Consider the following 24,449-nt stretch of genomic DNA (forward strand, 5'->3'; position numbering starts at 1 on the left):
GAGCAGGCCCTGCGAGGCAGGGTATGAGTGGGGCGTCGTCGATGAACCAACGGGAGCTTCCATGTCCGGGTTGCATTGGGAGAGTGATCGACGCCTAACTGCGATCGGCCGTACCACGCTGTCGGTGGCAGCCCGCCAAGCCGTCGTCGACGGTGAAGTGAACGAGTCCGCAGGCGTCCTCGACTACGGAAGCGGACGTGGCCATGACGTCCGTGGTCTGAGGGAGATGCGGTTCCAAGCTCAGGGATGGGACCCCTTCTACGCTCCGAACGAGAGACCTCGACCAGCGGACGTCGTGCTGTTGACCTACGTCCTTAACGTCATCGAGGATTCCGATGAGCGACATCAGACGCTACAACGCGCCTGGGAGCTTGCTGAGCACCTGCTTGTGGTTACGACCAGACTCACCTGGGACCGCTCGAAGGTCCGCGGGCAGCAGTACGAGGACGGTGTGCTGACGAGCAGGCGGACCTTCCAACATCTGTTCAGCCCGGCAGAGCTTCGTTCCTATGTCGAGCACGCGACTGGGGTCCGCTGTGTCTCCGCTGCGCCTGGCATCGTTTACGCGTTCAAGAACGATGACGCCCGGCTTCGCTACCTAGCCCGAAAGATCGTTCCGGACGCCGACTGGTTGGCCTCAGACGACACCGGGTCGGCCATTGCCGCAGTTGTGGACTACACCGAGCGACGTGGACGTATGCCGGTGCTGGAAGAGACGCCAACAGAGATGGCCAAGCTCCTGGCCCATCTCCAGCCGAACGATCTGCGACGCATCGTGAAGAAGTCGGCCGACCCAGAGAAGGTTGAGGCCGGCGGCAGAGCATCGACCCTGTCCACGCTGCTGTTCCTCGCAGTCGAGGTGTTCAACGGACGTGGCCCTTACGGCAGCCTACCAACATCCCTGCAACTGGACGTCAAGGCCTTTTTCTCGTCCTACAAGGAAGCCTGCAGGCGGGCGGACCGCCTGCTACTGAAACTTCGCGACGACTCTTACGTCAGGGGTGCGATGCAGACATCGAAGGTCGGGAAGCTCACACCCACGGCGCTCTACGTACATCGGAGGGCGGTGGAGCAGATGCCGACAGTGCTGCGCCTCTACGAACACTGTGCATCGATTGCGGCAGGGCGGCCGCCGTCTTGGACGGTCGCCAAGCTACGCCATCAGGGGCGCGCGGTCAGCTGGCAGGACTATCCGGAATTCGATGCCGACCCGCATCCAAAGCTGCACTCGTCTTACATGGTGGATCTCACCACCCTGAAGACCTCGTTCAAGTCGTACGCGGAGGCTGCGAATCGGCCACTGCTCCACCGCAAGCATGAGTTCCTCGCGCTCGACGACCCGGACGCTCCCAAGTTCCGTCGGCTGACACAGTCTGAGGTGCGCACCGGCCTTTATCGGAACCCGAACCTCATCGGCACAGAGGATGGATGGGAGGCTGAACTCCTCCGCTGCGGGAGGGAACTACGCGGGCACCGCCTGGTCCACCGCAAGGACCTTGATCAGGCGAAGTAGGATGCTTCCCTCTGGAAATCCGAGATTTCGCTTACCAGCTCGTTGACGTCCAGGCCCTCCACCTGGTCGGGGAACCAGGACAGTCGCAGTCCGTTGCTGGCGATATCGTCTGGCAGCCCCATACTGCGCAGGACATGGCTTGGAGTGTAGGACGCGCTCGTGCAAGCCGAGCCGGTGGCGATCCCTACAAGCTCCTTGAGACGGACGATCAAGGCCTCGGCATCCACTCCCTCAAAGGAGAGGTTGAGGATGTGTGGCACCACGTGCTCCTGGTCGCCGTTGAACTGGACCTGTGTCTTGCCGAGGCCCTCCACCAGACGAGCACGGAACGCCGCCGCTCGCTCCCACCACTGCTGGTGTTCGTTCTCGAAGATCTCAGCCGCCTTAGCGAGCCCAGCGATGAGCGGCACTGGCAGCGTCCCGGGGCGAAGCTTGCGCTCCTGGCCGCCGCCGTACATCAGAGGTGTCAGCGGAAGAGTGTCTCGACCACGTCGCCGGATGAGGAGCGTCCCAACCCCCTTGGGCGCTCCGACCTTGTGCCCGCTGACGCTGATCAGGTCGATCGGTGCTGTGAGGTCCTGGGTGAGCTTGCCGAACCCCTGGGCTGCGTCCACGTGCAAGTAGGTGGGCGTATCGCGTAGATGCTCTGCCAGCTCGGCGACAGGCTGGATCACTCCTGTCTCGTTGTTGACGTGCATGAGGGAGACGAGCAACGTGTCCTCCCGCAACCGGTCGCGCACGGCTTCGGCGCTGACCCGTCCAGAGGGCCCCGGCGAGATCAGATCTATCTCGAACCCGCGGGAGGCAAGGTGCTCCAACGGTTCCAGGACGGCCTTGTGCTCGATGGTGGAGCTGATGATGTGCCGGCGCCCCTGGTCCTCACCGTATGGCGCCAGACCAAGCAGCGCGATGTTGTTGCTCTCCGTCGCCCCCGACGTGAAGACCAGCTCAGGGGGACCGGCGTTGAGCTGTCCGGCGAGCTGCTCCCGAGCCTGCTGGACCGCCCGCTTGGCCCGGGTCCCCCAGTCATGGGTGCGACTCCCCGCGTTGCCGAACTCAGTGGTCATCCAGTGCAGAACCACCTCGGCGACACGAGGGTCGACTCGGGTGGTCGCTGCTGAGTCCAAGTACGCGGTCATGCTCGCTGCACCCCTCTGGTTACTCGACTCTCACGTAAGCACGTGAAAAACTAAACGTACATGCGGTAGCGTCAAGCTCGTGGGGTCACTCTTGTCTTCGCCGTCGGCCAGTGGAACAACAGCAGGGTTCGAGTACATCTTCCCGGCGATCCGGGGCATACAGGCCCGGCGAGAGTTCTACGTCTCGATGTGTCCGTTGCGGCTCATCCCCAAGATCTTCTTGTTCAACGAGGACGAGCTGGCGCCTGAGGTGCGAGCACAGCGGGTGCTCAACAAGGCACGTGTTCCAGCCCTCGCGTCATACATCATCGACAACCCCACCGACTACGTCTTCTCAGCACTGACCGCCTCGGTCGACGGGGCCATGCGTTTCGTCGGGATCTCCGAAGAGGGCCCTGGCATGCGGATCGGCCAGCTCCTCATCCCGATGGCCGCCCGCTTCCTCATCAACGATGGCCAGCATCGGCGCGCTGCGATCGAGACAGCGCTCACTGAGAACCCCGAACTGGGTGATGAGACCATCGCAGTCGTCTTCTTCCAGGACGCAGGTCTGTCCCGTAGCCAGCAGATGTTCGCTGACCTGAACCGACACGCGGTTCGGCCGGCTCGATCCATCGGTGTCCTGTACGACCATCGCGACGAACGCGCGAAGATCGCGAGACTGCTGGCACTGAAATCGCCCGTATTCCGCAACTGCGTGGAGATGGAGAGCAGCACACTGTCCGCACGGTCGCGCAAGCTTTTCACGCTTAGTGCTCTCTACTACGCAACCAGTTCGCTCCTGCAAGGCATTGAACTGGACGATGCCGACGAGGCAGCCAAGCTCGCGGACCAGTACTGGACAGCCGTCGATGCACTGATCCCAGAGTGGGAGCTCGTCCGGGCACGCAGGATGGCCGCCGCCGAAGTTCGGCGCACGTACCTGCACAGTCACGGGATCGCGCTGCACGCCCTTGGCCGTCTCGGCAACACGCTGTTGCAGATATCCACAGAACCGGATTCGTGGAAACCCCGGCTGGGGCCGCTGGCCAAGATTGATTGGTCCCGGTCCAACCACGACTGGGAGGGGCGAGCCATCGTGGGCGGTCGTGTGTCGAAGAACCACTCCAATGTCGTGCTGACGGTCAACTACATGCGCCAGAAGCTCGGCATGGAACTCGGTCCTGAAGAAGCCAACGTTGAAGCTACACACGTGCGAGGAGAACGATGACCGTCCCTCTGGGCATGCCGGACCGCCGGGCCATCCCGTTCAAGGAGCGTGGAGGGCTTGCCGTTGTCGTCAAAGGCCTGATCGAAGAGATCCAGGAGCTCTACCTGGCCGACGAGGTCCCTTGGGTGATCGGATACAGCGGGGGTAAGGACTCCACGGCTGTCCTTCAGCTGGTTTGGCTCTCACTGCAGGGGCTGCCAGAGGACGAACGAACCAAGCCGGTCCACGTCATCTCCACCGACACGCTCGTCGAGAATCCGATCGTCGCAAGCTGGGTCACACAGTCCCTCCTCACCATGGAGAAGGCAGCCGAGGAGCAACATCTACCGATCAAGCCCCACCGCCTCACCCCAGAGGTGAAGGACACTTTTTGGGTGGGCTTGATTGGTAAGGGGTACCCGGCGCCGCGCCCCAAGTTCCGTTGGTGTACTGAGCGGTTGAAGATCCGGCCATCCAACAAGTTCATTCGCGACGTGGTGCGCGAGCACGGCGAGACCATCCTCGTCCTCGGCATTCGTAAGGCCGAGAGCCAGGCTCGCGCACGAGCCATGAACCGGCACGAGAAGCACCGTGTCCGTGACCGGCTCTCTCCCAATGGCAACCTCCCCAACTCGCTAGTCTACAGCCCGATCGAGGAGTGGACCAACGATGAGGTCTGGACGTTCCTCATGCAACGTCCCAATGCCTGGGGACACAACAACAAGGATCTGCTGAGTATGTATCAGGGCGCGTCGAGTGACGGCGAATGCCCGCTGGTTGTGGACAACACCACCCCATCGTGCGGTGACAGTCGATTCGGTTGCTGGACTTGCACCCTCGTCGACAAGGACAAGTCGATGTCGGCGATGATCCAGAATGATGAAGAGAAGGAGTGGATGCAGCCGCTCCTCGAGTTGCGCAACAAACTTGACGTTCGCAACGATGAAGGACGCCGCGACGACAAGCACCTACGGGACTGGCGGAAAATGAACGGCTCCATCCAGCTGTTCAACGACAAAGTCGTCCACGGTCCGTATACCCAGGAATCACGCGGGAACTGGCTGCGGGACCTACTCAACGCCCAGACCTGGGTCCGTCAGAACGGCCCAGACAGCGTGCAAGACATCGAGCTCATCACCATGGATGAGCTTCACGAGATCCGCCGTATTTGGGTTTTCGAGAAGCACGAAGTGGAGGATCTCCTCCCCACGATCTACGAGAAGGAGACTGGGGAAACGTTCCCGGGCGGTCCCCTTGACGAACAGCTCACCCTGGCCGGAGACGAGATGGAGCTGCTCCGCGAGGTTTGTGGCGAAGATGACCTGCACTTCACTACTGCTCGCGAGCTGCTGGCGGTGGAGCGTAAGTTCCGTACGATGACTCGTCGTTCAGGGCTGTTCGAGGAGCTAGAGAAGACGATCCGCCGCGGCTACTACGAGAACAAGGAAGACGCCGAACAGAACGCGCTGCAGCGGCAGAGGGATAAGACCCTACCCGACCTCCCACTCTTCGACGAAGAAAGCACCAATGCTTCTGCTTAATGTCACCCTCGAGAACTTCGGTGCCTATCAGGGCAAGCAGTCTCTCGAGCTGGCTACCCGCCCTGGCAGGCCGATCGTCCTGATCGGTGGCCTCAACGGCTGCGGCAAAACCACCCTGCTGGACGCGATCCAACTGGCGTTGTACGGGGCCCGTGCACGCACCAGTGGCCGCGGCAACCGCCCCTACGACGATTATCTCCGTGACAGCGTCAATCGGCAGGCCAGCCCTAAGCACGCCAAGGTGGTCGTTGAGTTCTCTTCAACGGTTGAAGGGCGTGAGCGTCGCTACAAGGTGGTACGGTCTTGGGAGGTCAAAGGCAAGTCCGTACGCGAATTCCTCAATGTGCTCATTGATGGTGAGCTCGACCTTGTGGTCAGCGAGCAGTGGGCCGATTATGTCGAGGACCTCCTCCCTCTTGAGGCGTCGTCACTCTTCTTCTTCGACGGAGAGAAGATCGAGTCGCTCGCGAACCCCGACCGAGCGGCATCAGCGATCGCGTCCGCCGTGCAATCGCTGCTTGGCCTGAACTCGGTCGAACGACTGCGTAATGACCTGCTCGCTGTCCAGCGGCGGCAAAAGATCTCAAAGGAAGACCAGGAAGCGCTGGATAAGATCCAAAAGATCGAGGGTCAACTCAGGCAGGTCGACCAATTCGCTGAAGATATCAATCAGCGCGTCGCGTCGAAGACAGCTGCGCTGACAGCAGCTGAGCGCCAGTTCGCTACAATCGACGATACCTTCGCCAAGGAGGGCGGCGACCTCTACTCCAGACGGGCGGCACTTGAAGCCGAGCGATCTCAGATAGTTTCGCAACTCAAGAGCATCAATGAGGTGCTGACGAACGCCCTCGCCGCTGGTCCCCTCCCGCTCGCGCTGCTAACTCCGCAGCTCTCGACCATTCGTGACATGGTGGAAAAGGAGCGGCAGGCAGCAGAGACAGCACAAGTCATTGACGTGCTGACCGAGCGCGACGCCAAACTACTGGCGCTGCTGAAGGATCTTGTGTCCGCGCAGAGTCTTACAGCCGCTGAGAAGCACCTCGGCGTCGACCGGGACCAACGCGCATCGATCGTCACGGAGACACGCCGGGTGCTCAACTTTCCCGACGAATCCCTGTCCCAGCTCCTGTCCATAGACGAAACCCTGCAGCAGGAATCGGCACGAGCACATGAGCTCATCGAACAAGCGCAACTCCACCAAGAGCGGCTAAATGTTCTTGAACGTCAGCTTGCCGGCGTGCCCGACCGGGATGCGATCGCCGCGCTCCTCGAGGCACGGGATGCTCAGCGAGATGAGGTGACCCGCGTCAAAACGGAGCTCGGCAAGCTTAAGGAAGAGCTGGACGTTACACGGCGACGCCGTGAGCAACTTATGCTCGAGCGTGAGCGTGCCTACAAGGGACGCGCAGCGAACCTGGCCCAGGTAGAGGACGCGGAACGCGTCGTCGCTTATGCTAATAAAGTGCGAGCGACCATGGATAAGTTCGGTGCTGTACTTCTGCAAAGGCACATCAATAAGCTCGAAGTCGCGGTTTTGCAGAGCTTCCAGCACCTGATGCGCAAGACTGCGCTGGTGAGCGACCTACGTATCGATACAGAGAAGTTCACACTCACTATGATCGGCCCAGACGATCAGGAACTGGACCCGTCTCGACTTAGCGCAGGTGAGCGACAGCTCCTCGCGGTTTCACTCCTCTGGGGACTGGCGAAGGTGGCCGGCAACCGCCTTCCCAGCGTTATCGACACTCCTCTCGGCCGCCTCGACAGCCGACACCGGGAACACTTGGTGGACCGCTACTTCCCGCATGCCAGTCACCAGGTGCTCCTGCTGTCCACAGACGAAGAGATAGACGAGTATCTCCTCAGCAAGCTGAAGCCCTCGATCGCACACACTTACACGCTGGTCCATGACGACAAGACGTTTACTACCTCGATCGAGCCCGGCTACTGGTGGACCGGAGGCACGGCACATGTCGCTTGACAACGTTCGGCTCTCTCAGCCGGCCAAAGACCAGCTGATCAAGCTCAAGCGCATCACGGGCATCAAGAACTGGAACACCCTGTGCCGTTGGGCCCTCACACTTTCCCTTCACGACCCGAGCCCGCCCCTGGTCCGCGACATCAACACGGACTCCAACGTCGAGATGTCCTGGAAAACGTTCGCCGGCAAGTACAGCGACATTTACCTGGTACTCCTCAAACAACGTTGCCTGGCCGATGGCCAGGAGCCGACAGAGGAGAACCTCTTCCACACCCTCACGATCCACATCCACCGGGGCATCGGCCACCTAGCAGGCCGCCAGGGCCTCAAGTCCATCAGTGACCTGATCTCGCTTGCCGCGACTTGATATTTTAGCCCGACGTCATGAGACGGTCTTCTAATCACAGCAGCCTGAGGCTCAAGAGTTTCGTCGGCTTCATTTCTGTAGGAATCATAGGGATTTTCGCACTTCAGAACCGAACTTCTCCAGATCCCAAACATCAAAGGGAACATCAAAAAGAGTGCGAACCTCCGCAGTAAGGATTGGATGCGGCATGCCGTGAGTACTCCAATCGGCCTTGCGGTCATTGGTCAGTAGAACCACCTGTTTAAAGTTTTGGCCACCTGGCTCGGATTCATGTACTAGCAAGCCAAAGAGAAAATCGGCCCACACATAAAAGTCACCGTCACCAGCATCCTTAAATCCCGGCGGCGTCCTGGTGCTATTTCTGATCTGTGCTGCGCAGATAAAACGATCTCGTGGCACAAAACTGCAACATGATTTGCTTTGAAGGATTTCAAGCATCCTGGTGACGCTATCCCCGACATTTTCGTCGTAGATATACCCAAATTGCCGTTGAAATCGTTCCAGCATTTTTAGTACTTCATCTTCGAAGTCGCCAAATCGCGAGTCTATCTTCTTCGCTTCTACTGCAAGGGAGTCGAAGCGTTTCCTTAAGGTGGTACCTACAGTGTCTACGACGTTCAGTTGGTTGTTCCAGAACTCCTGGATCGCCTGGCCAGGTATAACGAGTGGCGCGGCGTGTTGTATTAGATAGTCCAATATTTCGACACTGCGCTTCTCGGTCGCTAGTCGTAGAAATACGCTAGCGTCAAACCCAAGGGCGACTTCGTTTAGAGATACAGATGGCTTTGGAGCCTTCTGGACTGCTTGTGTGAGCGCGGCGATGGCATCCACTGGAGATTGCCGATTTAGCACAGCTTCGAGGCGATCAAGGGAAGCTGCATGCGGGGTATCAATACCAGACATTCGCGGCCTCCATTGCGAGTTCGTTTCCTACAATTTCTACTGCCTCCGGAGTCCACACTTTAAGATTGCTTAGCTTCTCGTCTATTTCGCCACCTATTGCCCGCGGGATGAGATGTTGTTGAACTCCGGTCCATGTGCTCGCTCCGCGAGGACGCCTGTCGAGGTCGACTAGGATGGTATTACCAAGTGTCGAACCCCAATAGGCCACATCGTCGTCGCCGAAGCCGGGCCAGTCCTGACTAGCAGCTTGACGCGGCCGCAGGTGCTGCAGGGTTCCCGCTGGGACGGGTGTCATAGTGCTGCAGACTATGGAGCGCCGAATAAAGGTGAGGACACCTTTGTTGTAGCTGCGATGACTAAGCTGTTCGACGAAGTCTTCACGGGAATGATTCATATCTTGCAGTGCGATAAGTCCCTGCTGGCAAGACCCAGTCTCATGTACTATACGGGCTGCATCTGCGAACTTTCGCTCCACGCTGCCTGCACCGAGGTTTCCAACGACCACCCTCTTCACTATGAGTTTGAGCACTTCGAGCATTCCCGACGTTGCATCATCGGTTGAGCTCATGGCGAGAAGCAAGGGCCTGACTGCGGTGACGCCCAGCTCGTTCAGTGCTGCGAATGCGCCCAATGCATCCTGATCCGCCGGCCCATCCAGGGTTGGGTCTATAAGCTGCAAATAGAGGGGAATTTGGATTTGGAGTTGTTTCATGAGCTCGTCGACCGAAATTGGAGCTACATCCTCAAATCCTCCCCTTCTTGATATGTAGTTGTATAGGTCTTTTGGCAAGATGTAGCCTGCTGTAAGATTGACCACGTGTCGGATGAACCCGACAAAGTTTTGGCTGCCCGACACTTCGAACTGTTCAGCCATGCGATACCACTGGTCGTACCGCGACTCTCGAGCCTCTGTGGGCGTCTTGCGTAGGACGTAGTTCTTTAGTAGGTCCGCAGTAGTTAGCTGCCGCCCTCGGGTGTTAACTACTTCGAATACGCTATATGCTGCGGCCTCATCCGGATGCTCGAAAACTGCTACGTAAAGCTCGTCATTAATGAACTCCGCCCAGGTGCCCAAGTCCCGAAACGCTTCTTTTCCGTTGCCACTTGGCAATGACTTTCTAATGTATTGGTACGCCTCCCACAAGCGTTCAGAGGAGGATCCCTTAGTTGCCAGCGTTCGCGCGTCGATATCGCCGTGGTCAATAATCGACTGCAGAGTCTGGTCGGCTCTAGGATCCGTGAGCGTGACACGGGGGAGTATTTTATCGGTGGTGTAATCCATGGATCGAAGCATGGTTGAATGGAGCTGCTCTGCAAGCGCCTTGCGGCCCACCGTAATAGCAGCGCTTCGCAAAGCTGCTGCGAGTAGCGTGATGGTGAGTAGTCGCTGCTGACCGTCAACGACCTGTTTTGGTTTACCCTCGCCTGTAAGGACTATCAATCCAAGAAAGTATGGACCTTTGCCACGGGCTTGAGACAGGTCGTTCCAAAATTCAGCAACCTCGGTCGATTGCCATGCATATTCCCGTTGATATTCCGGAATAGTAAAAGTGTAGCTGGAAAGAAGTGATCCTACGGTCGTAGCAGAAGCATTTAGTGGTGCGCTCACATGAATCCACTTTCTGTCTTCTCGGCCCTGATGTTATTTTTGATACCTAGAATTAGCAATTTGTTGAGAGGTTGCGTCTGCCCTCATTGAGGCTCGGTCGAGTAACCTACTATGCCATGGTCTTGACATGTGCGCATGTCCAGTGTTGGTCGTGTTCCTGTGTCGCTCTTGTGGCATAGATTTAACGATCTGCCGAGGGGGCTTACGGCGTGTCTCGTGTCGTCAGATCTGTGACGTTGAGTAAGTTGCGGGAGCATGTCGAGCGTGGCGGAGTCGTGTGGTTCACGTCATCAGGAGTGGGAGAGGGGCTGGCGCCGACCCCTCGATGGTACGGGTCCGTGGCTGTTGCCACCGGGGGAGCAAGGTGCGAACTTGGCGAAGACGGTCTCCCAGAGCGGCCAGTCGATCGCGACCCGGTGGCTTCGATGCTGTGGGCCGTCCGCTCGACGGGGCCGTCGTGCCTGAAGTCGATGGCGGGTATGTGCTTCAGGAAGCGGCCGAAGTGCCGGTCGCAGAACTCGCGGTAGTTGCGGGTGTCGAGGATGAAGCCGTGGACGGCGATGTCGACCAGCGGACCGCAGCCGATCTCGAGCTTCTCGCCCCACTTCTCCATGGCGGTGATGAGGTAGGCCACGGCCTGGCCGAAGAGGCGTCCAGCCATCACGGTGTCGAAGGGGTGGTCGCGGACGAGGAGGGCGATCTGCCGTTCCCATACCTGCGGGTCGACGAAGGATCTGGGGTCTCTGGTCGTGCTGTCGTCGGATGGACTTCCTGGACGGTGGTGCTGGTCATGCTGGCCTCCTTCAGCCGGTTGACCTTGGCCGTCTCGTGCGGCCTTAGCTCCAGGTCGGCTGAACGGTGCGGTTTGAGGAGGCTTGTGTACAGGCGGCGGACAGGGTGTGCGTCTCTTGCACGTGCTCTACTTTGCGCTGGCTGTGGGGCTTACGTTGGGTGGTTGGGTGTTAGCGGATTCCGCAGCGGGCAGCTAGCCCGCGTAAGTCTGGGGACGTCTGGCCTGAGGTTAAGAGTCCGGTGACCAGGCCGCGGACGGCGGGACGGGAGTGCGTCTCTTGCGGCGCGGCGCGTTCGGCGTGCAGGAGCGCTTGCAGGCATTGATCGCGACGGCCCCACATCCCGTATGCACGGGCTACGTCTGTGAAGTAGCGAGCTCGGCGCTCCACCGTAGGGAGAGCGCGTGGAGGGATCTTGCGGGCTGCTGCAATGGCTGCGGCGGGGTCTCCGGCGGCATACTCGGCCGAGATCCGGTGGAGTTGAACCGCTGTTGGGCTGAAGCCGCTGCCGTGGTCGCGGAGGAGGACCTTACCGCCGAGGTGGGCGGCGAGCGCTGCGGCTTGCTCGGTTAGCTGCCGCATGCCGGAGTGGTCGGCGGCATGCGCTGCTGTGTAGGCGGCCGACATGACGAGAAGGCCGCGCTCGGCCGTGCGAGCGGAGTCGCGGCCTTGGAGCATGTCGTCCTCGGCCATGCCTATCGCGATCTGCTCGGCCTCGGAGTGCCAGCCGGCGCGGCGCGCCAAGACAGCCAGGTTGCGGGCCGCTTCGCCGGCTACGAGGGGATCGCCGCACGCTGTAGCTAGGGAGCGGGCTCGATCTGCTGCGACCCATCCGAGTTGGTCGTCCAGCTTGATCATGAGGCGTGTGACCAATGTGTAGGTCTCGGCCAGGACGGTGTCAGTGGTGCTGCATGTGGCGTGAGCATTGGTGATCAACTGCGGGAGGGCGGTGGCGAGTTTGGTGTACTCGCAGTTGTCGTAGGCACGGATTGCGGATGCGAGCGTGGCACGGAGCGGGGTGGGCGGGATTGGCGCCGTTGCGGAGCCGGTAGTCAGCATGGCGCTGCGGACTCGGGTAACGAGGAGGTCCTTCGGCCTTCCTTGCGCGTCCGCGGCTGCAGAAGCGATGGCGCGGGCTGGAGGACTGGCGGCGGCAGCGGTTACGGCGAGGTTGGTCAAGAGTTGACGGCGCCGCACATCGTCCTCCGCGAGTGGCTGAACCGTCACCGTAGCGGTGATCCCCAGCGCCGTCGGGGAGATCTGTAGGACTTTGGCGAGGCGGCGGAGGGTGGCGATGTCGCCCAAGGGTTGTGCGCCGGTCTCCAGGCGAGAGACGGTGGAGCGGGAGCAGTGGAGGTGGTCGGCGAGGTCGCGCTGCGTCCAGCCGTGGGCTACGCGGGCAGATCGAACGAGCGTGCCGAGGTTCTTGCTCATGGCGACCCCGTGGTCCGAGGAACGACCCCGTGGGAGTTATGCCCAAGCAGGTCGCTGGGCACTGGTGTGCGTGGCGGCCACGTTGGGTCTCTGGGGGACCGTCGGATGGCGCGGAGCTATGTCCGTTTGAGGCGCTTGGACGCGGGCGGACGGGGCCGTGGATCTGAACATGTGGGCGGAGGAGCAAGTCCGCTCGGTGCTGGCGAGGGACGGACCGTGTCCGTGGGTGGAGGAAACGTTCGCGGACGAATCGCGGACAAAAGATCTTGAGGCCGGTCTCCTGTGTGGAGAACCGGCCTCTGACCTGGCGTTATGTGTCGGGGTGGCGGGATTTGAACCCACGACCTCTTCGTCCCGAACGAAGCGCGCTGCCAAGCTGCGCTACACCCCGGTGGTGGCTGCCCGGGAGTCGTACGTTCTCCCGGCGCCTTGTCCACCTTAGCGGATGCCAAGGGGTGCTGCGTCCCTATTTACGGGCTGTGAAGGCGGTCACGGCGCCGGAGGGCGTGAGGGTTATGTCTGTTAGGTCGGCCGTCTCCAGCCAGGTGTGGAGGTCGGTCACCGTGCCTGGGGTGCCGAAGCTGCCTTGGTGTTGGAGGAGGGTTATCAGGGGGTCGCGGCCGGAGCCTCGGGTGATTGTTGTGCCGGTGAGGGTGCCGCCTGGGCGTAGGACTCGGGTCAGTTCGCGGATCGCGGTGGCTGGGTCGTCCAGGCAGTGGAGGCCGTTGTACGTGAGGCAGGCGTCGAAGGTGGCGTCGCCGAAGGGGAGGGCGTAGATGTCTGTTTGTAGGAGGGATTTCGTTCTGCGGCGGGCTCGTTTGAGCATGGTTGGGGAGATGTCGGCGGCTATGTGGCGGGGGTTGTCGTCTACCGCTATGCCGCCGCCGCAGGGGATGTCGAGGGTCAGGGCCGAGGTGTCTTGGGCGGCTATGGCGTCCCGGAGGTGGTCTATGTCGTAACCCCAGAGGACGCGGGCTCCCACGCGGGAGAGGATGCGGTTCTGGACTGCGTAGTCGTAGAGCGCGGCGGTGAAGGGGGCGGTCTTCCAGTTCACCGGCGGGGGACGAGGGTCAGCAGCGATGCCTCGGGTGGGCAGCAGAAGCGTATGGGGGCCTTCGGGGACGTGCCCAGGCCGGCGGAGACGTGCAAAAACGAGCCGCGGTGCTTGTGGAGGCCCTTCACACGGGGGCGGTCGATGCCGCAGTTGGTGGCGAGGGCGCCGTAGAAGGGGACGCAGACCTGGCCGCCGTGGGTGTGGCCGGCGAGGAGGAGGTCGTAGCCGTCGGCGGTGAAGCGGTCGAGGTTGCGCGGTTCCGGGGAGTGCATGACGCCGAGGTGGACGTCGGCCTGCGGGTCGACCGGGCCGGCGATCTTGTCGTAGCGGTCGCGGTTGATGTGGGAGTCGTCGATGCCGCCGAACTCGACGTCGAGTTCGCCCACCTTGAGGCGTCCGATGCGGTTGTTGAGGTCGAGCCAGCCGGCGGCCTGGAGGGACGAGCCGAGCTCGCGGTACGGGAGGTCGGGCTCGCGGCGGCGCCGATCGTAGTCGGACTTGCTCGTCCGCCAGATGTAGCGGAGGGGGTTCTTGAAGACGGGCGCGTACAGGTCGTTGGACCCGTAGACGAAGACGCCGGGACGGTCGAGGAGGGGGCCGAGGGCGTCCAGGAAGGGGCCGATCGCGTCGCGGTGCGAGAGGGTGTCGCCGGTGTTGACGACCAGGTCGGGCTCCAGGGCGTCCAGGGCGCGGACCCAGTGGATCAGGCGCGAACGGCCGGGCGTCAGGTGCGCGTCGGAGAGGTGCAAGATCTTCACGGGGGGACGGCCGGGCGCGAGGACGGGCACGTCGAAGCGGCGGAGCCGGAACCAGTTCCGCTCGATGACCGAGGCGTACCCGAAGGTCGCGGCGCCCGCGCCCAGGAGCCCCAGGGGCACGGCGTAGATCTTTCGCACGGCTCTCCCTTCTCAGGGGTACATGCTTTCAGACATGGGCACCCCGCGGTAATCCTGATGAGGCAGATGGTCGCGGACGGGCATGATGTTGTTCATGACCCTGAAGGAGAAGCTGGAGACCGACCTTTCGACCGCGATGAAGGCGCGGGACGAGCTGCGCACGCGCACGCTGCGCATGGCGCTGACGGCGGTGAAGAACGAGGAGGTCGCCGGCAAGCGGTCGCGTGAGCTGTCCGACGACGACATCGTCAAGGTGCTCGCGCGGGAGGCGAAGAAGCGCCGGGAGGCGGCGACGGCGTTCGGTGACGCGGGGCGGGAGGCGCAGGCGCAGGCGGAGCGGGACGAGGGCGAGGTCCTGGAGGACTACCTGCCCGCGCAGCTGGCCGACGAGGAGCTGACCGCGCTGGTCGCGGACGCGATCGCCGAGACGGGTGCGGCGGGGCCGCGCGCGATGGGGCAGGTCATGAAGTCGGTGAATCCCAAGGTCGCCGGGCGCGCCGAGGGCGGACGCGTTGCGGCCGAGGTGAAGCGCCAGCTCGCGGAGTAGCGCCGGCTCGCGGAGTGAGGGTGGGGCGCGGCCTCAGTGTCCCCGGCCGTGGCCGCGCTTCTTGCCCGCGCTGACGTAGACGATCACCGTGCTGCCGGGTGGGACCTCGGTGCCCGCGTCCGGGGAGCTGGACACCACCGTCCCCTTCGGCTGGTCGGATTCCACGCTCCCGGACGCGACCTGCACCTTCAGGTCGGCGCCTTCGAGCTTGGCCTTGGCGGCGGCGAACTTCTCGCCCTTCACCTGCGGGACGCGGGTGGTGTCGCCGAAGTCGCGGGTCGGGGTCTGGAAGCCGGGCGCGGGCTTGCCGGACAGCGCGTTCCGCATGGACTGCTGCCACATGCCGCCGGGGATGCCCGCGCCGTAGACGCCGTACACCTTGTACTGCCAGGGGCCGCGGAAGTCCCAGTAGGAGGTGGCGGCGGCGAGGTTCGGGGTGAACCCGGCGAACACGGCGCAGGTGAACTCTTCACAGGTTCCGGTCTTGCCGGCGGCGGGACGCCCGAGGCCGCGTCCGGCGGCCGTGCCCTTGGTCAGGACGCCCTGCAGGATCGAGTTCACCTTGTCGGCGACGTCCTGGTCGACGGCCTGGTGGCAGTCCTGCTTGGGCAGGTCGAGCTTCTTGCCCTCGGGGTCGACGACCTCGGTCACCGAGATGGGGGCGCAGTACTTGCCGCGGGCGGCGAAGCCGGCGTAGGCGGCGGCGAGGTGCACCATGTCGATGTCGTTGACGCCGAGGACCTGGGACGGGATCGGCAGCAGCGGGTTGCCGTTGCCCTGCGTCATCCCGAACTTCTCGGCCATCTTGACGGCGTTGCAGACGCCGACGCGCTTCTCCAGGTGGGCGTAGAACGTGTTGACCGAGTGCCAGGTGCCGGTCTTCAGGTCGAAGTTGCCCGCTTCGCTGTCGCCCGCGTTCGACAGCGTCCAGGAGCCGCCGCCGAGCATCGAGCCCTCGACCTTCTTGCCCTGGTACATCCCGGTGTAGCGGCACGGCTGGAACCCGCCGACCGTGGTCGTCTGCGGCGAGTTGATGGTCGTGCTGACCGGGATGCCCTGGTTGAGGGCGGCGGCGAGGGTGAAGACCTTGAACGTCGAGCCGGCCGAGACGCCGTTGCCGCCGCCGTGGTGGGAGTCGGCGGGCAGGTTGATCGTCGTCCGGCCCTTCCCGGGGCCGAACCGCTTGCTCAGCCCGATGGCCCGGACCTTGCCGGTGCCGGGCTCGACCATCGCCTCCGCGCCGACGCGGTTGCCGCCGGGGGCGACGGTCCCGCGCAGGGCCTTGTCGACGGCGTTCTGGTCGGCCATGTCGAGCGTGGTGCGGATGGTGTAGCCGCCCCGGTTCAGCTTGTTGACGACGTCCTGCTGCTGCTTCGGCTTGAGCTGCCAGTACTTGCCGTCCGACAGGATGTTGAGCATGTCGTACTTCACGTACTCGCAGAAGTACGGCGCCTTGCTGGACTCGCAGCCGCCCACCGGATCGGTGCGGTTCAGCTGGATCGGCTTGGCCGCCTCTTCGTCCGCCTTGGCCTTGCTGATGTGGCCCAGCTGCGCCATCCGGTAGAGGACGACGTCGCGCCGCTTACGCGCGTCCTTGGGGTTGCGGATGGGGTCGTAGGCGGTGGGGTTCTGCGTGATGCCCGCCAGTAGCGCGGCCTGGCCGAGGTTCAGTTTGGACGCCGGAACGCTGAAGTACCGCTTGGACGCTGCCTGGACGCCGTACGCGCCGGCACTGAAGTAGGCGACGTTCATGTAGCCCTCAAGGATCTGGTCCTTGGACAGGCGCTGCTCGATGTCGAGCGCGTAGCGGAGCTCGCGGAGCTTGCGTCCGACGGTGGGCGCGGTGGCCTCGCGGTATTCCGCGTCCGTCTTGGCGCTGTCGACCAGGAGGTTCTTGACGTACTGCTGGGTGAGCGTGGAGCCGCCCTGCGTCTGCTCGGACTCGACGTTGGACGCCAGTGCGCGGATGGTCCCCTTGAGGTCGAGCGCGCCGTGCTCGTAGAAGCGCGAGTCCTCGATGTCGACCATCGCCGTCCGCATGATGGGGGCGACCTGGTCCAGCCGGACGGACTCGCGGTACTTGTCGAAGAACGTGGCGACCTGCTTGCCGCTCCCGTCGTACATCACCGTCTTCTCGGACGGCGGTGTCGTCTTGAGCTGGCTGTCCATGTCGTCGAAGTTGTTCGCGGCGTCGCGAGCGGTCATGCCGGCGCTGCCTACCCCGGGCAGCGCGATGAGGGCGACGATGAGGCCCGCCACCACCCCGGCTCCCAGCAGCTTGAACAGGGTGGATGCGGCCTTGACTCGATCCGTTTTCGCAACGCGCACGAGGTATAGGGTACGCGGGACGAGCAGTGCATTCGGGACAGGTCCCCCGGTCCCCCGGTCCCCCGGCTTTCCGGGCCCCGTTGATCGGGACGTTCGTCCGTTATGCCCTCATGATGGCAACCTGCGCCGTGTCTGGCGCGTCAACTACAGGTAACTAGTCCGTTCCGGCGGTATGGCCCCGGTGGGCTATATCGAGAATGGGCCCAACGGGGGCTGTTGAAACGTCCCTCGCTTCCGTAAGTTCTTCCCCACGGCTTTCGTTTGGCGGCCTGACGTCCGCGCCCGTCCGGCCAAGGAGCGCAAATCGACACAGACCCTAGGGGAGTGGGGCCAAGATGTGGATCACGGATTGGACCGCCCGCGCCGCCTGCCGTAACGCGGATCCGGACGCCTTGTTCGTGCAGGGTGCGGCGCAGAACCGAGCCAAGATGATCTGCCGCGGTTGCCCGGTGCGCACGGAGTGTCTCGCCGATGCCCTCGACAACCGGATCGAGTTCGGTGTCTGGGGCGGTATGACCGAGCGTGAGCGCCGCGCACTACTGCGGCGGCGACCGGACGTGCAATCGTGGCGCGATCTGCTGGAGACCGCGAAGGAAGAGTACGAGCGGTCGGTCGAGGTCGACGAGGTCGACGAGGAAGAGCTCGTCGCCAGCTGACGTCGCCGGGCCCGCGCGGCCCGTCCGGCAAAGGTCCGAAGACGGCATAGTCCAATAAGAGCGTGCCCGCAGGCCCGTACCGACTTTCTGGTACGGGCCTGCGGTCACGTCACGCCCGCCCCCGGCTGCTCGCCCCGCGCGGCGCGGTTGCCCGACCCGGACCACCGCCTTCCACGCGCCGGTTGATCGCCGGCCGGTGCGTCGGCCGGAGCGCGGCTGATCAACCAGGGGCGTACCGCAGGGAACTCGTCCGGCGCTGCCTCGATTCGTCTCGGCCGATCGCACATTCGCAGGTCGAACGGTCTGCGGGGGAATGTCGGAACCGTGGGTGCGGCTTCTCCGCGATCAGGTTCCGGTGACCGTATTTCCGCAGCTCAAGACCATGTTCCAAGGTGAGGTCAGGCGGAGGCGGGTCCGGTCTCGGCGAGGAGCAGGTTGAGGACGCTGAGGCCGCGCCACGCCTTGGTCATGCCGAACCGGGCGGAGAAGCGGACGACGGCGCGCACATCGTCCAGTGTCGCGCCGGCGCTGAGGGCGCGCGTCACGTGGATGCGGAAGCTCTCGTCCAGCGTCTGGTAGAGCACGTCGACCGTCATCGTGGCGAACGCGCGCTCGCGGACGCTCAGCCGCTGCATTCCGGCGCGCATGCGCGACTGCAGGTCCATGTAGTCGGCGAAGGGGGCGTCGAGGTCGCGCACGGCGTCGCGGGTGGGCGCGGGGATCGGGCTGCCCGAGCCGTCGGCGTTCACCTGATGGCCCTCTCCCACGGGTCCGGCCGCGCCCCGTTCCCGCTCCAGCGCGATGAGGCGGACCAGTGCCTCCAGTGCGGCCGGGTAGCCGCTGTCGTAGGAGATGAAGCGGAGCAGCTCCCGCAGGTCATCGCCCGTCACGCCGTTCTCCAGCGCCATCGCCGCATGGCGTTCGAACGGCAGTCCGAGGGTCTGCTGGCAGACGTCGGCGACGACGCACAGCAGGGCCTTCTCCCGCGTCGTCAGCTCCGGTGTCCCCTCCCAGAGCTCGCCGTCGGTGGCCGCGGCCATCTCCGCGAAGACCGGGTCCAGCGCCGTCATCTGGGTCTCGGATGGAACGTCCATGATGCCCTCCGTGAGTGAACAGCTGTAGGGCTACGACTGTAGCCTAACGGGAATCCGACTACAATGACGGGCCATGGGCGTGACCTCCTCGTCCCGGGGCGGTGCTCGGGGCCGCAACCCGCGAGGCCAGGGCGAACGGCTGCGCGAGGACGTCCTCTCCGCCGCTCTGCGGATGCTCGACGAGCTCGCCGACGACCAGGCGCTGTCCCTGCGCGCGGTGGCACGAGAGGTCGGCATCGCCGCGACCTCCGTCTACATCCACTTCGCAGACCGGGACGCCTTGGTGCTCGCGGCCCTGGAGCGTTTTCACGGTGACATGGTGGGTGCCGTCGACCAGGCGGAGGCGGGTTTCGACGACCCGGTGGCGCGATTGCGCGCCCGCGTCCTGACGCTCGCGGCATGGGTTCGACAGCGCCCGGGGCTCTACAAGGTGCTCCATGAGAGCACCCTCAACCAGCGGATGGCCATGTCGTTCAAGCAGGAACTCGGTAGGGGGACCACCGCCGCGGTCCAGCGCTGCATGGACGCCGGCCTCGCTCCTGCCGACGACGCCGCGACGGTCTCCCTGGACCTGCGAGCAGCCGTCCATGGGGCCGTGTCAATGCGCGTCAACCAGCCCGGTCTCCCGTGGCCGCCGCTTGAGGAGCAGGTCGAACGCTTCCTTGCCAAGCTCGTCGGCGTCCGGCCTGCAACGCCGTAACCGGGACGCCGAGTGGCGTCAGGCGGCGGTGGGGGCGGCCAGGTCTTGGCCCACCTGGCGTAGGCCGTCCAGGTCGTGGACGTCCTCGGCCTGGGCGGGGACCGCCGTCGCCGGGACGGTCGGGTGCGTGGACGCGAAGTGGTCGCGGAGGCGTTCCTCGCGGGCGGCCAGTTGCATGCGGTCGGTGTGCATGCGGAGCAGGGCGGCGGTCAGCGTGTGCTCGCCGCGTTCCTCCAGCGTCTCGGCGGCGGCCTGGCTGCGGGCGGCCGACAGCGTGTCGGCGGCGGACTCGTGGACGCGGTTGACGACGAGGCCGGCGAGCGGCATGCGCTCCTCGGCGAGGCGCTCGACGAAGTAGGACGCCTCGCGGAGCGCGTCAGGCTCGGGGGCGGCGACGACGAGGAACGCGGTGCCCGGCGTCTGGAGGAGCCTGAACGTCTTCTCGGCGCGCTCGCGGAACCCGCCGAACATCGTGTCGAACGCGGCGACGAACGTCTGCACGTCCCGCAGCAGCTGGACGCCGAGGACCTTGTTGATGACGCCGGTGAACATGCCGAACCCCGCGCTGATCACCTTGACGCCGAGGCGGCCGCCGGTCTTGGCCGGGGCCGCGAGGATCTTCATGAAGCGGCCGTCGAGGAAGCGGCCCATCCGCTCGGGCGCGTCCAGGAAGTCCAGCGCGTTCCGGGACGGCGGGGTGTCGACGATGATCAGGTCCCAGGCGCCGGAGCGGTGCAGCTGCCCGAGCTTCTCCATGGCCATGTACTCCTGCGTGCCGGACAGCGACGAGGAGAGCGACTGGTAGAAGGGGTTGGCGAGGATCTGCTTCGCCCGGTCCGGGTCGGCGTGCGCCTCGACGATCTCGTCGAAGGTCCGCTTCATGTCGAGCATCATGGCGTGCAGCTCGCCGTCGCCGTCGACCTCGATCTTGCGGGGGCTGTTGTCCAGCTCGGACAGGCCCATCGACTGGGCGAGCCGGCGCGCCGGGTCGACGGTGAGGACGACGACGTCCCGGCCCCGCTCGGCGGCGCGGACACCGAGCGCCGCGGCCGTGGTCGTCTTGCCGACGCCGCCCGACCCGCAGCAAACGATGATCTTCGTGCGCGGGTCGTCGAGCAGCCCGTCGACGTCCAGGTTCGGCGGGTTCTTGGTGCTCGGGCTCATCGGCTCACCTCTGCCATTCGCTCCCCGCCCTCGCGGGTGCGCTCCACGGGTCGACGTGCGTGCGGGCCGGTCAGGGCGATCCAGGACACACCGCGCCGTCCGGGACGAGTGCGGGCGGTCATGCGGCGCCCTGGGCGCGGAGGGCGGCGGCGAGGACGGCGGCGATCGACTCGGCGTCGTGCTCCAGGCCGGCGGCCTTCACGCCGCGGACGATCTCGTCGGTGTCCAGGGTGCCGGCGCCGGCCGCGGCCAGGTCGTCCTCGGTGAGGACGGGCTGGTGCTCCATGTTGACGATGACGCCGCCGATGGGGAGCCCGACCTCGGTGAGGTCGCGGATGCCGTCCATCGTCTCCTGGACGGGCATCTCCTCAAGAAGCGTGACGAAGTGCACCGCGGTCTCGGGGCTGCGCACGACCTTCATCACGGTGTCGGCATGGTTGCGGACGGGCCCCACCTTGGCGAGGCCGGACACCTCGTCGTTGACGTTCAGGAACTTCGTGATGCGGCCGGTGGGCGGGGCGTCCATCACGACGGCGTCGTAGATGAACGAGCCGTTCTTCTTGCGGCGGCGCACCGACTCGGACGTCTTGCCGGTGAGGATGACGTCGCGCAGGCCGGGGGCGATGGTGGTGACGAAGTCGACGATGCCGAGCTTGGTCATCGCCTTCCCGGCGCGCTTGAGGCTGTAGAACATCTCGAGGTACTCGATGAGCGCCTCTTCGGTGTCGATGGCGAGCGCGTAGACGTCCCCGCCGTCCGGGGCGACGGCGACGCGGCGCTCCTCGTACGGGAGGGGCGGGCAGTCGAAGAGCTGGGCGATGCCCTGGCGCCCCTCGACCTCGACGAGCAGGACCTTGCGGCCCCCTGCGGCCAGGGCAAGGGCGAGGGCGGCCGCGACGGTCGTCTTGCCCGTGCCGCCCTTCCCGGTGACCACATGGAGGCGTACGCCGTCCCAGTCGGTGTCTCTCGCGCTCACCCGATCGACCATATCGTTCACTCGGCAAACACTTGAGAGGGCGGCCGCCGTCATGCAAGTGATCCCTGACACGGTTCCGCCGCCCGGACGTTGTCATCGGGCGTGCCCGCGCGGTTAGCTGGGAAACGTGAACCGTTCCGTGAGCGGTTCCGTCTGAATCGTACGGGTTCAGAAGCCCGCCGGGGCTCCGGGGGCAGGCTCCCAGGGTCCGGCCGTCCACGCGAGAGAGGTGGCCGTGATGGAAGCGGTGGCCCTTGTCATCTTGCTCATCATCGTCGTCGGCGGACTGATCGTACTGTCGTCGTCGATCCGCATCGTGCAGCAGTTCGAGCACGGGATCGTGTTCCGGTTCGGCCAGGTGCAGCGGGGCGGGCAGCTCCGTCCCAGCGCCGTCCGCCAGCCGGGCCTGACGGTGATCATGCCGATCATCGAGCGCATGCAGAAGGTCAGCCAGCAGACGATCACCATGGGGGTGCCCGCGCAGGACGGCATCACCCAGGACAACGTGAGCGTCCGCGTCGACGCCGTCGTCTACTTCCGGGTGGTCGATCCGGTGAAGGCGATCGTCAACGTGTACAACTACGGAAACGCGATCTCCCAGGTGGCGCAGACGTCCCTGCGGTCGGTCATCGGGCAGGCCGACATGCAGGAGCTGCTCAGCGAGCGCGAGAAGATCAACGTGCGGCTGCGGGCGATCATCGATGAGATCACCGAGGGGCCGTGGGGCATCCTGATCGAGCGGGTCGAGATCAAGGACGTGTCGCTGCCCGAGGGCATGAAGCGGTCGATGGCCCGGCAGGCCGAGGCGGAGCGGGAGCGCCGCGCCCGCATCATCACCGCGGACGGCGAGTTCCAGGCGTCCAAGCGGCTCGCCGCGGCCGCGGAGATCATGTCGCAGGACCCGGCGGCCCTGCAGTTGCGCCTGCTGCAAACGGTCGTCGAGGTGTCCGCCGAGAAGAACAGCACGCTGGTCATGCCGCTGCCGGTCGAGATCCTGCGCTTCTTCGACAAGGTCGCGGGCGGCTCCGGCCAGGACGGCGGCGACGGCGGTGACGGCAAGCCCGGTCTCGCCGAGCGTCTCGCCAAGGCCGAGCAGGAGCTGGCCAAGGCGGCCGAGCAGACGTCGACGCTCGGGCCGGCCGAGGAGGTCCCGCCGGTCATCGGACTGGACGAGCCCAAGCCGCAGGGGGGAAAGCAGGTGTCCGCGCCGCAGGACGAAGAGCAGCGCGGCATCACGAGCAGCGAAACTCCCGGGGCAGGCGACGGCCGGCCGCAGTAGAACCGGCCACCCCGCTGAAAGCACCACCTCCGGCACGGGCCGTCCCCTGACCCAGGGGGACGGCCCGCGCCGCGTCGCCATCAGTTCGGCGAGGACGGGATGCGGCGAACGGGACGGTCAGTACTGGTGTGCAGGGTCCTCGCGGTTGAGCGCCGCTGGTTCGGGCTTGGGCATGGTCAGGTGGCGGACGGATCTCCTGAAACGCGTCATGCTCCGTGCCGAATAGGGGCCCGGTAACGTCCGGCCTACGGGATTAGGACGAGGCGGCCTCGTAGTGCCTCTCCCTCTAGGCGGGCGTGGGCCTTTGGGGCCTCGTGCAGAGGGAGAGTGTCGGCTACGCGGGGTGTGAGGTGGTTTTCGTCCACGAGGGCGGTCAGTTGGGCGAGTTGCGTGGCGTCGGCGCGTATCCACACGTTGTGGACGGTGATGCCGCGCAGCGGGACCGGGGTGGACGGGCCGCCGCTGACCGCCACGAACGTTCCGGTGTTCCGGACGGCGTCCAGCGCCGCCACAGAGAGCAACGCCGCATCCAGGGCGCCTTCCACGCCACCTGGTACAAGGGCGCGGACGGCGTCCCCCAGGTGCACCCCGCGCGGGACGAACATCTCCGCGCCCAAGTCCCGCACCAGGGACTCGTCCGACGCGGAAGCCGTGGCGACGACCCGGAGCCCGCGGTGTGCGGCGAGTTCGACCGCGTAGCCGCCGACCGCGCCCGCGGCGCCCGTGACCAGGAGCGTGGCCCCAGACGGAAGGCCGAGAAGGTCAAGGGCCTGGAGGGCGGTCAAGCCGTTCAGCGGAAGCGTTGCCGCCTCGATCGCCGAGACCGAGCGCGGCGCGGGGGCGACGGCGTCCGCGTCCAGGACGATGACCTCCGCGTAGGCGCCGAGAGGGACGTCGAGCCGGTCCTTCAAGCCGATGACCTCGTCGCCGGCCGCGACCCGGGTCACGCCCGGCCCGACCTCGTCCACGGTGCCGGCGACGTCCCAGCCGATGCCGACCGCCGGGCGGGAGCCGAACGGCGGCATGAGGCCCGCGTCGGCCAGCGCGCCCGAGCGGGTCGCGGCATCGACCGGGTTGACCGCCGCGGCCGCCACCCGGATCCGCACTTGCCCGGGGCCTGGGACGGGCGAGGGGACGTCCGCGGACTCCAGGACGTCAGGTCCGCCGGGTTCCTTCACGATGATCGCGTGCATTCCGAAGCTCCTGATCAAAGCGGGGCTGGGAGGATCCACAGTGGTCGGAACAGCGGAGGGCCGGAAGAGGTTACTCGGGAGTGCGTTCCCAACCC

At 64.7% G+C, this 24,449-nt stretch carries 21 protein-coding genes and 1 tRNA gene; 9 read left to right on the forward strand and 13 right to left on the reverse strand.

All coding sequences use genetic code 11. The features are described 5' to 3' along the window. Nucleotides 1-61 precede the first annotated feature (61 nt). Nucleotides 62-1,513, forward strand: a complete 1,452-nt coding sequence (locus E1293_RS04765) for a DNA phosphorothioation-associated putative methyltransferase (protein ID WP_132194201.1) — start codon at nt 62-64, stop codon at nt 1,511-1,513. Here the strand turns inward: E1293_RS04765 and dndA are convergent. Continuing rightward, complete coding sequence (gene dndA / locus E1293_RS04770) at nt 1,501-2,652, reverse strand: cysteine desulfurase DndA (protein ID WP_132194203.1); 1,152 nt, start codon at nt 2,650-2,652, stop codon at nt 1,501-1,503. The genes E1293_RS04765 and dndA overlap by 13 nt on opposite strands. A 79-nt stretch (nt 2,653-2,731) precedes the next feature. On the opposite strand from dndA, the gene dndB reads away from it, so the two are divergent. From dndB to dndE, 4 genes are read left to right on the forward strand one after another with little or no spacing between them, the layout of a single operon-like run. After that, nucleotides 2,732-3,862 (forward strand): DNA sulfur modification protein DndB, encoded by a 1,131-nt coding sequence (gene dndB / locus E1293_RS04775; RefSeq protein ID WP_132194205.1) that lies wholly within the window; start codon nt 2,732-2,734, stop codon nt 3,860-3,862. Continuing rightward, entirely contained in the window at nt 3,859-5,382 is a 1,524-nt protein-coding gene (gene dndC / locus E1293_RS04780) for a DNA phosphorothioation system sulfurtransferase DndC (RefSeq protein ID WP_132194207.1), read from the forward strand. The genes dndB and dndC overlap by 4 nt, the downstream gene beginning before the upstream one ends. Further along, nucleotides 5,369-7,363, forward strand: a complete 1,995-nt coding sequence (gene dndD / locus E1293_RS04785) for a DNA sulfur modification protein DndD (protein WP_132194209.1) — start codon at nt 5,369-5,371, stop codon at nt 7,361-7,363. The genes dndC and dndD overlap by 14 nt, the downstream gene beginning before the upstream one ends. Further along, nucleotides 7,353-7,730 carry a DNA sulfur modification protein DndE gene (gene dndE / locus E1293_RS04790; protein WP_132194211.1) on the forward strand — a complete coding sequence of 126 codons (378 nt, stop codon included), beginning with the start codon at nt 7,353-7,355 and terminating at the stop codon, nt 7,728-7,730. The genes dndD and dndE overlap by 11 nt, the downstream gene beginning before the upstream one ends. Before the next feature lie 84 nt (nt 7,731-7,814). Here the strand turns inward: dndE and E1293_RS04795 are convergent, their stop codons facing one another. The 7 genes from E1293_RS04795 to E1293_RS04825 form a co-directional block, all read right to left on the reverse strand. Beyond that, a complete protein-coding gene (locus E1293_RS04795) occupies nt 7,815-8,633 on the reverse strand; it encodes a PIN-like domain-containing protein (protein ID WP_132194213.1) in 819 nt (272 codons plus the stop codon). Beyond that, the gene (locus tag E1293_RS04800; RefSeq protein ID WP_165978074.1) at nt 8,620-10,242 is read right to left on the reverse strand and encodes a DUF262 domain-containing protein; all 1,623 of its coding nucleotides are present in this window, start codon (nt 10,240-10,242) and stop codon (nt 8,620-8,622) included. The genes E1293_RS04795 and E1293_RS04800 overlap by 14 nt, the downstream gene beginning before the upstream one ends. A 202-nt stretch (nt 10,243-10,444) precedes the next feature. After that, nucleotides 10,445-10,903, reverse strand: coding sequence for a glycine-rich domain-containing protein (locus E1293_RS04805; protein ID WP_243716021.1), 459 nt, complete (start codon nt 10,901-10,903; stop codon nt 10,445-10,447). Between the two features lie 301 nt (nt 10,904-11,204). Further along, nucleotides 11,205-12,467, reverse strand: coding sequence for a helix-turn-helix transcriptional regulator (locus tag E1293_RS04810; protein WP_132194217.1), 1,263 nt, complete (start codon nt 12,465-12,467; stop codon nt 11,205-11,207). A 317-nt stretch (nt 12,468-12,784) separates the two neighbouring features. After that, nucleotides 12,785-12,858 (reverse strand) — tRNA-Pro (locus E1293_RS04815). Between the two features lie 75 nt (nt 12,859-12,933). Then, nucleotides 12,934-13,521 carry a class I SAM-dependent methyltransferase gene (locus tag E1293_RS04820; protein ID WP_165978075.1) on the reverse strand — a complete coding sequence of 196 codons (588 nt, stop codon included), beginning with the start codon at nt 13,519-13,521 and terminating at the stop codon, nt 12,934-12,936. Beyond that, nucleotides 13,518-14,417 carry a metallophosphoesterase gene (locus E1293_RS04825; RefSeq protein ID WP_132194221.1) on the reverse strand — a complete coding sequence of 300 codons (900 nt, stop codon included), beginning with the start codon at nt 14,415-14,417 and terminating at the stop codon, nt 13,518-13,520. Before E1293_RS04825 ends, E1293_RS04820 begins: the two co-directional genes overlap by 4 nt. A 94-nt stretch (nt 14,418-14,511) precedes the next feature. Here E1293_RS04825 and E1293_RS04830 point away from each other — a divergent pair, with 94 nt between their 5' ends. Beyond that, nucleotides 14,512-14,964 carry a GatB/YqeY domain-containing protein gene (locus E1293_RS04830; protein WP_207938668.1) on the forward strand — a complete coding sequence of 151 codons (453 nt, stop codon included), beginning with the start codon at nt 14,512-14,514 and terminating at the stop codon, nt 14,962-14,964. Nucleotides 14,965-14,997: 33 nt separating this feature from the next. Here E1293_RS04830 and E1293_RS04835 read toward each other — a convergent pair whose 3' ends face one another. Continuing rightward, on the reverse strand, nt 14,998-17,292 hold the full coding sequence (locus E1293_RS04835) for a penicillin-binding protein (RefSeq protein WP_132194225.1): 2,295 nt from the start codon (nt 17,290-17,292) through the stop codon (nt 14,998-15,000). 335 nt (nt 17,293-17,627) lie between these two features. Here E1293_RS04835 and E1293_RS04840 point away from each other — a divergent pair, with 335 nt between their 5' ends. Next, nucleotides 17,628-17,948: a WhiB family transcriptional regulator gene (locus E1293_RS04840; protein ID WP_132194227.1), complete on the forward strand. Its 321-nt coding sequence runs from the start codon at nt 17,628-17,630 to the stop codon at nt 17,946-17,948. Nucleotides 17,949-18,346: 398 nt separating this feature from the next. Here the strand turns inward: E1293_RS04840 and E1293_RS04845 are convergent, their stop codons facing one another. Further along, entirely contained in the window at nt 18,347-19,042 is a 696-nt protein-coding gene (locus E1293_RS04845; protein WP_132194229.1) for a carboxymuconolactone decarboxylase family protein, read from the reverse strand. 73 nt (nt 19,043-19,115) lie between these two features. Here E1293_RS04845 and E1293_RS04850 point away from each other — a divergent pair, with 73 nt between their 5' ends. Further along, the gene (locus E1293_RS04850) at nt 19,116-19,742 is read left to right on the forward strand and encodes a TetR/AcrR family transcriptional regulator (protein ID WP_132194231.1); all 627 of its coding nucleotides are present in this window, start codon (nt 19,116-19,118) and stop codon (nt 19,740-19,742) included. Nucleotides 19,743-19,760: 18 nt separating this feature from the next. Here E1293_RS04850 and bagB read toward each other — a convergent pair whose 3' ends face one another. Both bagB and bagA read right to left on the reverse strand, forming a co-directional pair. Beyond that, on the reverse strand, nt 19,761-20,906 hold the full coding sequence (gene bagB, locus E1293_RS04855) for an ATPase BagB (RefSeq protein WP_132194233.1): 1,146 nt from the start codon (nt 20,904-20,906) through the stop codon (nt 19,761-19,763). Between the two features lie 118 nt (nt 20,907-21,024). After that, nucleotides 21,025-21,882, reverse strand: coding sequence for an ATPase BagA (gene bagA / locus E1293_RS04860; protein ID WP_243716022.1), 858 nt, complete (start codon nt 21,880-21,882; stop codon nt 21,025-21,027). A gap of 238 nt (nt 21,883-22,120) precedes the next feature. On the opposite strand from bagA, the gene E1293_RS04865 reads away from it, so the two are divergent. Then, on the forward strand, nt 22,121-23,161 hold the full coding sequence (locus tag E1293_RS04865) for a slipin family protein (RefSeq protein ID WP_132194237.1): 1,041 nt from the start codon (nt 22,121-22,123) through the stop codon (nt 23,159-23,161). A gap of 245 nt (nt 23,162-23,406) precedes the next feature. Here E1293_RS04865 and E1293_RS04870 read toward each other — a convergent pair whose 3' ends face one another. After that, nucleotides 23,407-24,354 carry an NADP-dependent oxidoreductase gene (locus E1293_RS04870; RefSeq protein WP_132194239.1) on the reverse strand — a complete coding sequence of 316 codons (948 nt, stop codon included), beginning with the start codon at nt 24,352-24,354 and terminating at the stop codon, nt 23,407-23,409. Nucleotides 24,355-24,449: the final 95 nt, after the last annotated feature.

This window comes from Actinomadura darangshiensis, from assembly GCF_004349235.1.
Taxonomy (GTDB): Bacteria; Actinomycetota; Actinomycetes; order Streptosporangiales; family Streptosporangiaceae; genus Spirillospora; species Spirillospora darangshiensis.